Source organism: Tsukamurella paurometabola (assembly GCF_900631615.1).
Taxonomy (GTDB): Bacteria; Actinomycetota; Actinomycetes; order Mycobacteriales; family Mycobacteriaceae; genus Tsukamurella; species Tsukamurella paurometabola_A.
On sequence record NZ_LR131273.1, the window covers coordinates 3,184,251 to 3,199,191 of the forward strand.

General features: G+C 70.9%; 13 protein-coding genes and 1 other RNA gene. 9 read left to right on the forward strand and 5 right to left on the reverse strand.

Going from position 1 to position 14,941, the window contains the following annotated elements; all coding sequences use genetic code 11:
• The first annotated feature begins 6 nt into the window (after window positions 1-6).
• The 7 genes from rnpB (at window position 7) to ELY19_RS15960 (ending at window position 6,063) form a co-directional block, all read left to right on the forward strand.
• Window positions 7-419, forward strand: an RNA gene (gene rnpB, locus ELY19_RS15930) — RNase P RNA component class A.
• 38 nt (window positions 420-457) lie between these two features.
• The gene (locus ELY19_RS15935; protein WP_126197096.1) at window positions 458-1,195 is read left to right on the forward strand and encodes a DUF2127 domain-containing protein; all 738 of its coding nucleotides are present in this window, start codon (window positions 458-460) and stop codon (window positions 1,193-1,195) included.
• An 83-nt stretch (window positions 1,196-1,278) separates the two neighbouring features.
• Window positions 1,279-2,265: an efflux ABC transporter ATPase subunit, DrrA-related gene (locus ELY19_RS15940; protein ID WP_126197097.1), complete on the forward strand. Its 987-nt coding sequence runs from the start codon at window positions 1,279-1,281 to the stop codon at window positions 2,263-2,265.
• Complete coding sequence (locus ELY19_RS15945) at window positions 2,262-3,110, forward strand: ABC transporter permease (protein ID WP_126197098.1); 849 nt, start codon at window positions 2,262-2,264, stop codon at window positions 3,108-3,110. Before ELY19_RS15940 ends, ELY19_RS15945 begins: the two co-directional genes overlap by 4 nt.
• A gap of 10 nt (window positions 3,111-3,120) precedes the next feature.
• On the forward strand, window positions 3,121-3,903 hold the full coding sequence (locus ELY19_RS15950; RefSeq protein ID WP_227966878.1) for an acyl-[acyl-carrier-protein] thioesterase: 783 nt from the start codon (window positions 3,121-3,123) through the stop codon (window positions 3,901-3,903).
• A gap of 16 nt (window positions 3,904-3,919) precedes the next feature.
• The gene (locus tag ELY19_RS15955) at window positions 3,920-5,326 is read left to right on the forward strand and encodes an RNB domain-containing ribonuclease (protein ID WP_126198875.1); all 1,407 of its coding nucleotides are present in this window, start codon (window positions 3,920-3,922) and stop codon (window positions 5,324-5,326) included.
• A 5-nt stretch (window positions 5,327-5,331) separates the two neighbouring features.
• Complete coding sequence (locus ELY19_RS15960) at window positions 5,332-6,063, forward strand: cutinase family protein (protein ID WP_126197099.1); 732 nt, start codon at window positions 5,332-5,334, stop codon at window positions 6,061-6,063.
• A 19-nt stretch (window positions 6,064-6,082) separates the two neighbouring features.
• Here the strand turns inward: ELY19_RS15960 and ELY19_RS15965 are convergent, their stop codons facing one another.
• Genes ELY19_RS15965 through ELY19_RS15980 form a run of 4 tightly spaced genes read right to left on the reverse strand, consistent with a single transcriptional unit; the run spans window position 6,083 to window position 11,234 of the window.
• Window positions 6,083-7,579: a CYTH and CHAD domain-containing protein gene (locus ELY19_RS15965; protein ID WP_126197100.1), complete on the reverse strand. Its 1,497-nt coding sequence runs from the start codon at window positions 7,577-7,579 to the stop codon at window positions 6,083-6,085.
• Between the two features lie 2 nt (window positions 7,580-7,581).
• Window positions 7,582-8,574: a prolyl aminopeptidase gene (pip, locus tag ELY19_RS15970; protein WP_126197101.1), complete on the reverse strand. Its 993-nt coding sequence runs from the start codon at window positions 8,572-8,574 to the stop codon at window positions 7,582-7,584.
• Entirely contained in the window at window positions 8,574-9,434 is an 861-nt protein-coding gene (gene panB / locus ELY19_RS15975) for a 3-methyl-2-oxobutanoate hydroxymethyltransferase (RefSeq protein ID WP_126197102.1), read from the reverse strand. Before panB ends, pip begins: the two co-directional genes overlap by 1 nt.
• Before the next feature lie 51 nt (window positions 9,435-9,485).
• Window positions 9,486-11,234, reverse strand: coding sequence for an NAD+ synthase (locus ELY19_RS15980; RefSeq protein WP_126197103.1), 1,749 nt, complete (start codon window positions 11,232-11,234; stop codon window positions 9,486-9,488).
• Between the two features lie 54 nt (window positions 11,235-11,288).
• Between ELY19_RS15980 and ELY19_RS15985 the strand changes: the two genes are divergently transcribed.
• Window positions 11,289-12,896, forward strand: a complete 1,608-nt coding sequence (locus tag ELY19_RS15985; RefSeq protein WP_164711621.1) for an alpha/beta hydrolase — start codon at window positions 11,289-11,291, stop codon at window positions 12,894-12,896.
• Here ELY19_RS15985 and ELY19_RS15990 read toward each other — a convergent pair whose 3' ends face one another.
• The gene (locus ELY19_RS15990) at window positions 12,897-13,463 is read right to left on the reverse strand and encodes an FKBP-type peptidyl-prolyl cis-trans isomerase (protein ID WP_164711622.1); all 567 of its coding nucleotides are present in this window, start codon (window positions 13,461-13,463) and stop codon (window positions 12,897-12,899) included.
• A 127-nt stretch (window positions 13,464-13,590) separates the two neighbouring features.
• Between ELY19_RS15990 and glnA the strand changes: the two genes are divergently transcribed.
• Window positions 13,591-14,931: a type I glutamate--ammonia ligase gene (gene glnA, locus ELY19_RS15995; protein ID WP_126197105.1), complete on the forward strand. Its 1,341-nt coding sequence runs from the start codon at window positions 13,591-13,593 to the stop codon at window positions 14,929-14,931.
• Window positions 14,932-14,941 lie beyond the last annotated feature (10 nt).

Here is a 14,941-nt window from a genome sequence, read left to right on the forward strand (position 1 = left end):
CGCGGACGAGCTGACCGGGCGGCCGCGGCGTCGGGAACGGCTGGGTGACCAGTACGCCCGCGCCGAGGAAAGTCCGGACTCCACAGGGCAGGGTGGTTGCTAACGGCAACCCGGGGTGACCCGCGGGACAGTGCCACAGAGAACAGACCGCCCGGGCTTCGGCCCGGGTAAGGGTGAAACGGTGCGGTAAGAGCGCACCAGCGCGGCGGGTGACCGTCGCGGCTCGGTAAACCCCACCCGGAGCAAGGTCGAAGGCGCCACCGGACGGTGGCGCTGCGCGCGTGTACGAGGGCTGCCCGCCCGAGCGCGCGGGTGGACCGCTCGAGGCACCCGGCGACGGTGTGTCCAGATGGATGGTCGCCACCCCGGCGCAGTGATGCGGCGGGGGACAGGATCCGGCTTACACGTCAGCTCGTCCGCCCCGACGTTGCGGCTGCACCGGGGCTAGCCTGGTCCGATGGACCTCTCCGTGCTCTCGTGCGGTCTCCGCGGCCACGTCACGTACGCGCCCGACGAGGCGGACCTTCGTGCCCGGGTGCGGACGGACACCCCGGAGGGCGAGGCGTGGCGTTGTCTCCGGTGCGATGACTTCGTCGTGGGCCCGGCGGAGGGATCCGGCCCGGCGACCGAGGCGCCGGCGGTGCCCCGCGGGCGGGCGTTGCGGGACGAACTGATCCTGCGCTTCCTCGCGGTCGAGCGTGTGCTGCGCGGCGTCGTCTTCGCCGTTGCGGGAGTCGTGGTCTGGGAGGTGCGGGGCTCGCGGACGCACCTGCGCGAGGTCTTCCAGGAGAAGCTGCCGATCCTGAGTCAACTCGGATTCAACGTGGGCGAGTCGCGAATCGTGCGGGCAGTCGATCGCGCCCTCGGGCTGTCGGACACGGCGCTGATGTGGGTGGCGCTGGGTCTGTTCGCCTACGCCGCGGTCGAGGTGATCGAGGCGGTCGGCCTGTGGCTCGGGAAACGGTGGGGCGAGTACTTCGCGGTCGTCGCCACGTCCGCCTTCCTCCCGCTGGAGGTCTACGAGATCACCGAGAAGGTGACCGCCCTCCGCGCCGGGGCGCTGGTGGTCAACATCGCCGCCGTCGTGTGGCTGGTGTGGACCAAGCGGCTGTTCGGTGTCAACGGCGGCGCGGCGGCGTACCGCGCCGAGCGGGAGTCGGACAGTGTCCTGACGGTGCGCCGCGCCGGCGAGTAGGCCGCGGCGCCGGCGAAGAGTATGCGACCGCCGGGCGCAAAAGCGATGGAAACCTGTCGGCGGTCCGCATTACCGTGTGTTCCATGACACACGGTGAGAGCGGTGACTGGGCGATCGAAGCCATCTGCCTGGTGAAACGGTTCGGTGACTTCACTGCGGTGGACGGGGTCAGTTTCCAGGTGCCCCGCGGCTCGGTGCTCGGCCTGCTCGGGCCGAACGGCGCGGGCAAGACCACCACGGTGCGCATGATGACCACACTGTCGCCGCCCACGGAGGGCACGGCGCGCATCGCGGGGTACGACGTGCGGGCGAACCCGATCGAGGTGCGCCGCAACATGGGGCTCACGGGTCAGGCGGCCACGGTGGACGAGATCCTCACCGGGCGCGAGAACCTGTCGATGATCGGGGGCCTGTACGGCATCCCGCGTGCGGCGCTCAAGCGGCGCAGCGCGGAGCTGTTGGAGCAGTTCTCGTTGACGGCGGCGGCCGATAAGCAGGTCAAGGCCTATTCCGGTGGCATGCGCCGTCGTCTGGACCTGGCCGTGAGCCTGCTGACCGCGCCGCCGGTCCTCTTCCTGGACGAGCCGACCACCGGCCTCGATCCGCGCGCCCGCTCGGAGCTGTGGGACGTCCTGCGCACACTGGTGGCGAACGGCACCACACTGCTGCTCACCACGCAGTACCTCGAGGAGGCGGATCAGCTGGCGGACGAGATCATCGTCATCGACAAGGGGCGGATCATCGCCCAGGGCACCCCGCTGCAGCTGAAGGAGCGCGCCGGCGCCGCGAGCCTGGTGCTGACGGTGTCCGACGCGGCCGATCTGCCCCGCGCCCGGGACATCCTGGCGCAACTGGGCAGCGAGGTGTTCGTCGACGAGGGCGCGCGCCAGGTGAGCAGCCCCGCCAACGGACTCGACGACCTGAACCGGGCCGGCGCGCTGCTCGGGGAGAGTGGCATCAAGGTCGACGATCTCGGCCTCTCCCGGCCCAGTCTCGACGACGTCTTCCTCTCCCTCACCGGTCACCGCACCGAATCCGACGCGACGGACGCCGAGGAGGCCACCGCATGACCAGCACCGCCACCACCACCGAGCCCGCCGGCGTGGGCGGCATCGAGACGCACCAGACCAGCCTGTGGCAGCAGTCGTGGATCATGGTTCGCCGCAGCATGATCCACACCAAGCGGATGCCAGAGATGCTCTCCGACGTGACCATCCAGCCGATCATGTTCACGGTGCTGTTCGCGTTCGTCTTCGGCTCCGCCATCCCCACCGAGGGCGTCTCCTATCGCGAGTACCTGCTGCCCGGCATCCTGGGGCAGACGATGGTCTTCACGTGTTTCGTGGTGGCGGGCGGCCTCACCACGGACCTCGAGAAGGGGGTCATCGACCGGTTCCGGTCCCTGCCGATCAGCCGCGCCTCGGTGCTCATCGGGCGCAGCATCGCGAGCCTCCTGCACTCGTCGATCGGCATCGTGGTCATGTGCCTCACGGGCCTCGCCATCGGCTGGCGGATCCGCACGAACCCGGTGGACGCGGTACTCGGATTCCTCGTGCTCCTGGTCTTCGGCTTCGCGATGATCTGGTTCGGCATCCTCGTGGGCTGCATGATGCAGTCGATCGAGGCGGTGAACGGTTTCATGTTCGCCACCATGTTCCCGATCACGTTCCTCTCCAACGCCTTCGTCCCGACCGCGGGAATGGCGCCGTGGTTGCGGGCGATCGCGGAGTGGAACCCGGTCTCCTCGCTGGTCCAGGCCATGCGTGAACTGTGGGGTAACGATCTGCCGCTGCGTGAGGGCGCTCCGTGGTCCTTGCAGCACCCCGTTCTCGCCACCGTGATCTGGTCGATCGTCCTGACCGCGGTGTTCGCGCCGCTGGCCGTGCGGGCGTTCAACAAGCGCACCGTCGACTAGGCTCGGGCTGGTGATCGGAGACCCACTGCCCCCGCGCATCACCGAGCCCGAGCGCCGCCGCGAGTTGCTGGACAGCGGCGCCATCTACACGGCACAACGGTCGGTGCGCGGCGACGCCGTCAGCCCGGACCGTCGCCTCAAGTTCGACGGGGTCGCCCGGTACCTGCAGGACACGGGGCAGGACCACCTGCGTCACGTCGACTACGAGGACGTGCACCCGTACTGGGTGGTGCGGCGCACCGTCATCGAGATCCTCGAGGGCGGCGAACAGCCGGACATCCTGACCGTCGAGCGGTGGGGCTCCAAGATGGGCTCGCGCTGGTGCAACGTGCGCATCGGTATCGACGGGCAGAAGGGCACCCGGATCGAGACCGAGGCCTTCTGGATCAACTTCAACATCGACACGCTCACGCCGTCGGCGCTCAGTGAGACCTTCCTCAGCACCTTCGGCGCGGCCGCCGAGCCGGGCGTCCTGCGGTGGAAGCAGTGGCTCGACCCGAAGCCGCACCCCGACGCGGTCGAGGTGCCCTTCCTGCTACGCGCCGCCGACCTCGACATCATCCAGCACGTCAACAACGCCGTGTACTGGACCGCGCTGGAGGAGGTCCTCGCGACCCATCCCGACCTGCGGGAGCGGCTGCCGCTGCGCGGCATCGTCGAGCACAACTCGGCGCTGCAGATCGAGGACGCGCCGCGGCTGCTCGCGCATCGCGAGGGCGACGTGGTCTACGCCTGGTTGGTGGCGGGGGACCGCACGGCCGCGGCCATGAGCGTCGAGGCGCTGGCGGGGTAGCGTGACCGGCATCCCGATGCGCGGCCCCGTCCCGTCGAGCGCGGTCGACTTCGGTGCCGTCCGCGCCGAGTTCGAGCTCGTCGAGGACTTCCCGGCGGACGTGCTCGCCGAGGCGCAGGCGAGTGCGGACAGGTTCGCCGGCGAGCGGGAGGACCGCCGCGACATCGAATTCGTCACCATCGACCCGCCCGGAGCGAAGGATCTCGATCAGGCGGTGCACATCGCCGCCGAGGGCGACGGCTACCTCGTGCGCTACGCGATCGCCGATGTCGGCGCACTGGTCGCGCCGGGTGGCCCGCTCGAGGCGGAGACTCGCCGCCGCGGACAGACGATGTACCTGCCCGACGGCTCCGTGCCGCTGCATCCGCGGTCGCTGTCCGAGGGCGTCGGCTCGCTGCTGCCGGATCAGGACCGCGCCGCCGCCCTGTGGGAGATCCACCTCGACGATGCCGGTGAGGTCGTCACCGCCACCGTGCGCCGCGCACTGGTGCGCTCCCGGGCGCAGCTCGACTACGAGGGCGTCCAGGCAGACTTCGACGCCGGCCGGGTGCACCCCAGCATCGCGCTCCTGCCCGCGGTGGGCGGGTTGCGGGCCGCGTGGGGCCGCGCCCACGGCGCCATCGACCTGCGTCTGCCCGCGCAGGAGGCCGTCGAGGGCCCCGGCGGGTGGACCGTACGGATCGAGCCGCGCACCGACTTCGACGCCCACAACGCGCAGATATCGCTGCTCACCGGCGTGTGTGCCGCCGAGATCATGCTGCGGGCGGGCGTGGGCCTGCTCCGTACCCTTCCCGCGGCCCCCGACGACGCCGTCGCCGATCTGCGACGCACCGCCGCCGCGCTCGGCAGGGACTGGCCGCGCGAGGTCACCGTCGGCGACTTCCTCGCGGCCCTCGACGTCACGACCCCACAGGGGCTGGCGATCATGACCGATGCCGCCCGGCTGCTGCGCGGCTCCGGGTACGCCGCTTTCGGCACCGCCGCCGCGGCGGAACCACCGGCCGACCGCGGTCACGCGGGTGTCGGGGCACCGTACGCCCACGTCACGGCGCCGCTGCGCCGCCTTGCCGACCGCTACGCCACCGAGGTGTGCCTCGCCGCGTGCGCGGGCAGCGCGATCCCGGACTGGGCCCGCGGCGCGCTCGACGACGTCGCCGAGACGATGCGCCGCACCAACACCCTCGCGAACAAGGTGGACCGCGCGTGCATCGACGTCACCGAGGCCGTCGTCCTCGCGGACCGGGTGGGGGAGGAGTTCGCCGCGATCACGATGCGCACGGACCAGGTGCTCCTCGACGAGCCGGCCGTGATCGCGCCCTGCACGGGCGGACCACCCGAGGGCAGTCGCGTCACGGTGCGGCTCGAGACCGCCGATCCGACGTCCAGAAAGGTGTCCTTCGCGTACGAGAAGACGCTAGCGTGAGGGCCATGAGCCGTCGACTCGTCCTCATTCCCGCCCTCTCCGCCCTGCTCGTGCCCCTCGCCCCGGCGTTCGCCGCACCCGTCGCCGCGGCACCCGAGTGCGCCGACTACACCTTCATCGGGGCCGCGGGTTCCGGCGAGGGACACTCCGCCGGCGGCCTCGGCGCCACCGTGAACTCCGCCGCGCAGGCCTTCGCGGGCCGGGCCCGGGCCGCGGGGAGGTCCGTGGCGATCCGCCCGATCTACTATCCGGCTGCGGCGGTACCGAGTCGGCTCGACCAGTTCGGTGGGTTCCTCGCCAGCATGAACGCCGGCGCGGCGAACACCCAGGGCGACGTCGAGATCGTGCTCAAGGCCTGTCCGTCGACGAAGATCGTGCTGGCGGGGTACTCGCAGGGCGCCTCCGCGGTGCATCGAGCCCTGCAGCGGCTCGGCGACCGCAAGCAGATCACCGCCGCGGCGCTCATCGCCGACCCCGACCGCATCCCGAACGACACCACTCGGTACCTCGGCTCCGCCCCGCGGTCGCAGGGCATGGCGCAGGCCGCGGCGGTGATCAGCGGGGCCAACCCGGCACCGCTGGCCCCGCGCGTCGGCGGGCGCACGCTCAGCATCTGCACGTCGGGGGATCCGGTGTGCCACTGGACCGGTGACCTCGCGACGACGGTCCCGAACTCGCACGACTCGTACTCGGGGGCCGACATCGGCGCTCGCCTGGCGGGGATCGCCGGGCTCTGACCGACCGCCGGCCCGGGGCTCAGCGCAGGCCGCGGAGCAACCCGGGCAGGCTGGCACGGGCCTTCGCGGCGCGGAGTTCCTCGACGGCGTCGAGTCGTCCCAGGCGGAAGGCGACCGCCGGGTCGGTGGTCTCCGCCGCCAGGTCCGCCACAGCGTCCCGGGCGATGGTCGCGTCCTGGAACTCGCCGAGCCGCGTCTGGACCTTCGACAGCGCCTTCACCTCGGACCGCAGGTCGCCCCGCACCACGGGGTCGATGACGGCGGAGGCGTAGCGCAGCCGCTTCGCGTGCTTGCGGATGGCGTGCACGTCGTGATCGGTGCACGCGGGGTCGGCGAGCAGTACCGTCGACTGCCGGGCGAAGGAGCGGATCCGCTTGTCCAGCAGGGGAGCCAGGCTCTTGAGTGCCGTGCGGTCCGCGCGCTCCCGCAGCGGTGGATCGGCGATGAAGGCGTCGATCGCGTCCAGCAGGACGTAGTACCGGTCCGAAGTCAGCGCGAGATCCACCCGCGACCAGCCCCGTGCTTCGGCGGCGTGCTGCCGCTGTGCCAGGGCGGCACCGGCGCCGCCGAGCTCGCCGTCCGCGTCGAACTCCGCGAATCGCTGCGCGAGGACCTCGGCGTCGCGCACGGCCCCGAGGATCGACGCGAGCAGTTTGAGCTCCGAGCTCAGCGCCGCGCGGGCCGGGCCCTCGAAGAACCCCGAGAACTCGGTCAGCACGCTGCGCAGTTGCCGGGTGGCGACCCGCATCTGGTGCACGGAGTCGTCGGCGCGGGCGCGCACCCGCGGGTCCTCACGGAGCAACTTGTCGCGGTACGAGGCGAGTGCCGCGGTCAGCAACTGTCCCGCCGTGGCGTGCGCGATCTTCTTCGGCAGGTCGACGGACCCGCGCGCCACGTCCGCGTCGATCGCGCGCGCCAGCTTCGACGCGGCGTCGGGCGCGGTGCCGCCGGCGGCCCGCAGCGCCTTGTCGACCGCGATCGCCGTCTTGCGGCCCAGAGGGGTGTCGGGCACCTCGAACTCCCACTCGCGCCACTGCTTCTCGGGGCCGTCGGGGAGCAGTGAGACCGAATGCACGTGGTCGTCGACGAACTCGCCGAGGAGCTCGCCGTCGACGGCGTGGCAGTACGTGGTGTGCCGCTCGTTCTCGACGATCGCGATGGGGGCGAGGGCGCGCCCGCGCACGACGGCGCGGACGCGCTCCACCAATTCGTCGGGCACCTCGGCCGACGCGCCCTCCGGCGCGTCCGTCTCGTCGCCCAGCGGCACCGTCACTTCGCGGCGGTCGGCACCGTCCGGCAGCTTCAGGTGCCACCCGTCGTCCTTGCCGCCGGTGCGGCGGCGCAGCGTGATCCGGTTCGCGGCGAGGTCCAGGGCATCGGTGTCGTAGTACACCGCCACCAGATGGAAGACCTCGTCGGTCGAGACGTGGTCGACGCCGGGGACGACGGCCAGCGAGGGGGCCGTGGTCTCCGGTCCGACCTCGTACTTCGTCTCGATCTCACGCTGCTCGGCCATGCTCAGTCCTTCGCGAATCGGTCGGTGGCCTCGATGAGGGCCGATCGGATGCCCGGTTCGAAGGCCGAGTGGCCCGCGTCGGGCACCATCACGAGGTCCGCGGCGGGCCACGCGCGGTGCAGGTCCCATGCGCTGCGAGCGGGGCACACCACGTCGTAGCGACCCTGCACGATCACGCCGGGGATGCCGGCGATCCGCTCGATGTCCCGCAGCAACTGCCCCTCGTCGAGGAAACCGCCGTTCACGAAGTAGTGGTTCTCGATCTGCGCGAAGGGGATCGCGAACCGCGGATCGTCGGCGTCGGCCGAGCTCTCCGGCGTGTTGATGAGATGGCTGGTACTGCGCTCCCACTTCGACCACGCCTTGGCCGCGGTCAGCGCCACCGCCTGGTCGTCGGAATGCAGGAGCCGGTGGTAGGCCGCGATCTTGTCGGCCGACGGTGCCCGGTCCGCCTCGGCGAGGGGGGCGAGGTAGTCCTCCCAGTTGTCCGGGTAGACGTGCGAGGCGCCCTCGTTGTAGTACCAGTCCAACTCGCTGCGGCGCAGAAGGAAGATGCCGCGCAGGACCAGCTCCGTCACGCGCTCGGGATGGGTCTGCGCGTACGCCAGTCCCAGGGTCGAGCCCCAGGAACCGCCGAAGACCTGCCACCGGACGATGCCGAGGTGCTCCCGGATCTTCTCGATGTCGGCGATCAGGTGGTCCGTGGTGTTCACGGCCAGGCGGTCGGCGAGCGAATCGCCCTCACCGGCGGGCGGATCGGCGATGTGCGGCTTCGACTGCCCGCACCCGCGCTGGTCGAAGACGACGATGCGATAGACCGCCGGGTCGAAGAACCGGCGGCACTCGGGCGAGGTGCCGCCGCCGGGCCCGCCGTGGATGAACACGACGGGCTTGCCCGCGGGGGCACCGCTCTGCTCGACGTACAGCAACTGACCGTCGCCGACGTCGAGCAACTCGGTGCTGTAGGGCTCGATCTCCGGGTAGAACTCGCGCATCAGAATCCGTGCTCCGGTCCGGGGAACTCGCCCGAGGCGACCTCCGCCACGTACTCCTGGGCGCCGCGCAGCAGCTCGTCGCCGATGTTCGCGTACTTCTTGACGAAGCGCGCGGTGCGGCCGCGGTTGAGGCCGGAGAAGTCCTGCCACACCAGCACCTGGCCGTCGCACTCCTTGCCCGCACCGATCCCGATGGTCGGGATCGCGATCTCCTTGGTGACCTGTGCGGCCACGTCGGCGGGCACCATCTCCAGAACCACCGAGAAGGCGCCGGCCGCGTCCACGGCCTTCGCGTCCAGACGGATCTTGTCGGCCGCTTCATCGCCCCGGCCCTGAACCCGGTTGCCGCCCAGCGAGTTCACCGACTGCGGCGTGAATCCGATGTGTGCCATCACCGGGATGCCGCGGCGCTGCAGGAACTCGATGGTGGGCGCCATGTGCACGCCGCCTTCGAGCTTGACCGCCTCGGCGCCGGCCTTCATCAGCTTCGCGGCGCTGCGGTAGGCCTGCTCGGGCGATTCCTCGTAGCTCGCGAACGGCATGTCAGCCACCACGAGTGCGTACTTCGTGCCACGGCGCACCGCTGCGACCATCGCCACCATCACGTCCAAGTCCATCGGCAGCGTGGAGTCGAACCCGTACACGGTGTTCGCTGCGCTGTCGCCGATCAGCAGGGCGGTGACGCCGGCCTCATCGAAGATCGAGGCGGTCATGTAGTCGTAGCTGGTGAGCATCGCCCACTTCTCGCCGCGCTCCTTGAGCTCGGCGAGGTGGTGGATGCGTACCTTCTTGCGCGGGGGTTTCGCGGCGGTCTCGCCGTCCGCGGCGGATCCGCTTCCGTACAACGGGGTCTCGCTCATCTCGTACTCCATTTCAACAGTCCCAGCCGGAATCTCCGGTCCGGGCAGTCTCTAGGCCGGGTCGTGCCAGCGGTTCGTGATCGGCATCCTCCGGTCGCGCCCGAAGGCCTTGGGCGTGATCTTCGGTCCCAGCGGGTACTGGCGGCGCTTGTACTCGGCGCGGTCGACGAGGCGCGCGACCCTGCGGATCAGGTCGGGGTCGTAGCCGGCACCGTTGTTCCCCTCCGCCGCGATCTCGGCGACACCCTGGTCCTGCTCGACGTAGCGGCGCAGGATGTCGTCGAGGATGTCGTAGTCGGGCAGCGAATCGCTGTCCTTCTGCCCGGGCCGCAGCTCCGCCGACGGCTCCTTGGTGATCGAGTTCTCCGGGATCGGCGGCGTCTCGCCCTGCTCGACGGCGACCTTGTTGCACCACCGGGCCAGCTCCCAGACGAGCGACTTCTCCACGTCGCGGATGGGGGCGTAGGCGCCTACCGCGTCGCCGTAGATCGTGGAGTAGCCCACGGCCAGTTCGCTCTTGTTGCCCGTGGCCAGCACCAGATGGCCGTCGAGGTTCGACAGCGACATCAGCGTCATCCCGCGGCAGCGGGCCTGGATGTTCTCCTCCGCCAGACCGGAGAGATGGAGCTGACCGACGAACGCCTCGACCATGTGCTCGATCGGCTCGAACCGGAAGTGGATACCCATACGCTGCGCCTGGTCCGCGGCGTCGTCCTTGGAATGGTCCGAGCTGTACTTCGAGGGCATGCCCACGCCGTAGACGTTGTCGGCGCCGACCGCGTCGGCGGCGATCACCGCGACGAGAGCCGAGTCGATGCCGCCGGACATGCCGAGCGCGACGGTGCGGCCGCCCACCTTGTGCACGTAGTCCCTGGTCCCGGTAACGAGGGCGGCCCAGATCTGTGCGAGTTCGTCGAGCTCCGTCCAACCGGTGACGATCGGCACAAGGTCGGTCGGCCGGGCGGGGAGGGCCACCTCCTCGACCTGCCACCCGTCGACGGCACCGGCCCGGGCGCGGCCCAGCGGGGCGATATCGGCGAACTGCGTGAACTCGATGAACTGCGGCCCCGGCGTCAGCGCTCCGGTATCGGGCTGGAAGACGAACGTGTCGCCGTCGAAGACGAGCTCGTCCTGCCCGCCGACGAGGTTCACGTAGATGATCGGCGCCCCGCCCTCGGCGACGCGGGCGGCGACCACCTCGCGGCGCTGCGCGGGCTTGCCCGCCTCGAAGGGGCTGGCGTTGAGGCACAGGACCGCGTCGACGCCGAGCTCGCCCAGCCCCGCGACGGGACCGTCGGGCCACCAGACGTCCTCGCAGATCGCGAGGCCGAGCCGGACGCCGTCGATGTCGAGCACCACCAGGCGGTCGCCGGGCGTGAACCAGCGCTTCTCGTCGAAGACGCCGTAGTTGGGCAGGAAATGCTTGTCGTACCGCGCGACGAGCTCGCCCCCGTGCAGCACGCCCGCCGCGTTGCGCGCGCCGCCGGTGGGGTTCGTACTGGTCTCGGGAGCGTCCGGATCGCGGTCGAGGAACCCGACCACCACGATGATGTCGCCGCAACCCGCCGCGTCCAGGGAGCGGGCCAACTCGTGCACCGCCTCGCGCGAGTCGACCGCGAACGACCGGCGCAGCAGCAGGTCCTCCACCGGATAGCCCGTGAGGGCCATCTCGCCGAAGACCGCGACCTGCGCGCCGCGCTGCGCGGCGTCCCGGGCTGCGGCGGTGATCCGAGCGACATTCGCGTCCAGGTCACCCACGACGGGGTTGATCTGGCACGCCGCGACACGAAGGGGCGTCATGGCTCAACCCTAGCGTCCCCGGAACCGGGAGCGGCGCGTGGCAGGATCGGGAGGATGAAGGCAGGTAAGCCCGTCCTGACCGCGGTGGCGGTCGTCTCCGCGGCCGTGCTCGCGGGATGTTCCGTCCAGATCGCGGGGACCGCGGAGCCGTCGGGCGGATCCGCCGCACCCGGCAGCGCCACGCCCACGTCGACGAGGGCGGCGGGCGTCCCCGCGGCCCTGCAGAAGTACTACGGCCAGAAGATCACCTGGGGTTCGTGCGCGGCGATGGCGCGTGCCGACGACATCGCCGAATACGACAAGAACCGACTGGAATGCGGGAACCTGACGGTCCCGATCGACTACGACGACCCGTCCGCGGGGGAGACGAAGCTGGCCGTCGCCCGGGTTCCGGCGTCGGGGCAGCGGCGCGGCTCCCTCCTGATGAATCCCGGCGGCCCTGGGGGCTCCGGCGTGCAGCAGGTCGCGGGCAAGTCGATGGAGGCCGACAAGTACGAGATCTCGAGCAGCTTCGACCTGGTCGGCTGGGACCCGCGCGGCGTCGGCGCGAGCTCGCCGGCCGTGAAGTGCTTCAGCGACAAGCAGCGCGACGAGAACCGCCTGTCCACCCTGGCCTTCGACAACTCGCCCGCGGGCATCGCGAAGCAGGAGGCGTTCAACAAGTCCCAGGCGGATCTGTGCGCCGAGAAGATGGGCAAGACCTTCCTCGCCAACGTCGGCACCGCCGACACCGTCCGCGACCTGGACGTGCTCCGCGCGGTGCTCGGCGACGAGAAGCTCACCTACCTGGGGTACAGCTACGGCACGTTCATCGGTGCCATCTACGCGGAGACCTTCCCGGAGCGGGTGCGGGCGATGGTGCTCGACGGTGCGGTCGATCCCGCCCAGGACCAGATCACCTCGAACGTGCAGCAGATGGCCGGATTCCAGACCGTCTTCGACGACTGGGCGAAGGACTGCGCCAGATACCCCGACTGCCCGGTCGGGACCGATCCGGGGCAGGCGACGGCCCGCTACCAGCAGCTGGTGCGCCCGCTGATCGACAAGACCGTCCGCGGCCAGGGCGGCCGGCAGCTCAGCTACAGCGACGCCACCACCGCGACCATCCAGGCCATGTACGCGCAGCAGCTGTGGGAGCCCCTGCGGCGCGGGCTCACCGGCCTGCGGCGCGGCGACGGCTCGCTGCTGCAGCGCATCGCCGATCTCTACCTCAACCGCGACGAGCTCGGGCGGTACTCGCCGATGATGGACGCGAACACGGCGATCAACTGCGTCGACGGTCCCGCCGTCACCGATCCCGCCGACCTCGCCCGCCTGGACACCGAGATCCGTAAGGCCGCGCCGTTCCTCGACGACGGCCGCGGCACCGGGCGCGGCGCCAAGAGCACCTGCGCGTTCTGGGCGGCCGCGCCGACGCTCAAGCCGCACGAGGTGAACGCCGTGGGCGCCCCCAGGGCGGTCGTCGTCTCGACCACGCACGACCCGGCGACGCCGTACGAGAACGGCGTCAACCTGGCGCGGCAGATGGGGGCGTCCCTGATCAGCTTCGAGGGCAGCCAGCACACCGTCTCGCTCGAGGGCAACGCCTGCGTCGACGACGCGGTCACGGCCTACCTGCGCGACCTCACGCTCCCGGCCGAGGGTCTGCGCTGCACGGCGTGATCAGTTCGCGGCGAGGACCCGGATCGCGAAGACGAGGGTGTCGCCCGGATCGGCGCCCGCGCGGGGCTCGCCCTTGGGGTAGCCGTCGGCGGAGGTGACCGCGGTGACCACCGTCGCCCCGGAGCGTTGCCCGACGAGCGCCGCCCGGAAGCCGGGGACCACGTCGGGCAGCGCGACCTCCGCCGAGGTCGCGCGCGCGAAGGCGTCGTCGAAGACCGCGCCGGTCCGGCCGTTCACCCCCTGATAGCAGACGGTGACCACCGATTTCTCGGTGAGCGTCGCGCCGGACCCCGGCTCGGCGACCACGGATCGGGATCGGTCCACCCGGAACGGCGCCTCGACGGTGACGCGCGGGGCCGTCCGATCGGTGGGTGGCACGACGGTGGCCCGGCCGGTGACCCCGTCGAGCGTGATCGCCCTGGCCGAGGCGGCGGGCGGGGCCGCCGGGCAGGTGTCGATGGTGCCGGTGGCGGGGCTCGGCGGGGGCGCCTCGGTGGACGCCCCGCACCCGGCGAGCGCGAGGGAGCCGGCCGCGGCGACGGCGAGGCGGGCGAGCTGTGCATCCACGCCCGGCACGCTACTCGGAATCCGCGTCTCCGGTGGGCGACGGACGGAACCCGGGACGGGCGTACGGCGGTCACGACCTTCGCGGGTTGTAACACGCCGTTAACACCTCCTCGCTTAGGGTCGAGCCATGGACCGGCAGCAGGAGTTCGTGCTTCGCACCATCGAGGAACGGGACATCCGCTTCGTGCGGCTGTGGTTCACCGACGTGCTCGGTTTCCTCAAGTCCGTGGCGATCGCGCCCGCGGAGTTGGAGGGCGCGTTCACCGAGGGCATCGGCTTCGACGGGAGCTCGATCGAGGGCTTCTCCCGCGTCTCGGAAGCGGATACCGTCGCCAAGCCCGACCCGTCGACCTTCCAGGTGCTGCCCTGGACCAGCGGCGACGGCGAGATGCACTCGGTCCGGATGTTCTGCGACATCGCGATGCCCGACGGGACACCCTCCTGGGGCGACAGCCGGCACGTGCTGCGGCGCCAGCTGAACCGCGCTGCCGACCTCGGCTTCTCCTGCTACGTGCACCCGGAGATCGAGTTCTACCTCCTGAAGAAGGAGACCGGGCCGCACGGCATGCCGATCCCCGCCGACAACGGCGGCTACTTCGACCAGGCGGTGCACGAGTCGGCGCCGAACTTCCGGCGCAAGGCGATCGAGGCCCTGGAGGCGATGGGGATCTCGGTCGAGTTCAGCCACCACGAGGCGGGCCCCGGCCAGCAGGAGATCGACCTCCGGTACGCGGACGCGCTCTCCATGGCGGACAACGTGATGACCTTCCGCTACCTGGTCAAGGAAGTCGCGATGACCGAGGGGGTGAAGGCGTCCTTCATGCCGAAGCCCTTCTCGGCCCACCCCGGCTCGGGTATGCACACCCACATGAGCCTGTTCGAGGGCGACTCCAACGCCTTCCACGACCCGGACGACGAGCTGCAGCTCTCGGCGACCGGCAAGGCCTTCATCGCCGGCATCCTGCACCACGCGCCCGAGATCTCGGCCGTCACGAACCAGTGGGTCAACTCCTACAAGCGCCTGGTGACCGGCGACGAGGCGCCCACCGCCGCCACGTGGGGCGCCGCGAACCGCTCCGCGATGGTCCGGGTGCCCCTGTACACGCCGAACAAGGCGAGCAGCCGCCGCATCGAGGTGCGCTCGCCGGATTCGGCGTGCAACCCGTACCTGGCGTTCGCGGTGCTCTGCGCCGCCGGGCTCGAGGGCATCAAGGGCGGTTACGAGCTGCCCGAGGCGGCGGAGGACGACGTGCGGCAGATGACCGCCCGTGAGCGCCGCTCGATGGGCTTCAAGGACCTGCCCGCCAGCCTCGATGATGCGCTCGTCCTGATGGAGAAGAGCGAACTCGTCGCGGAGACGCTGGGGGAGCACGTCTTCGAGTACTTCCTGCGCAACAAGTGGTCCGAGTGGAACGACTACCGCGCGGTGGTCACCCCGTTCGAGCTCGACCGCTTCCTCTCGCTGTAGAACGGGGTCG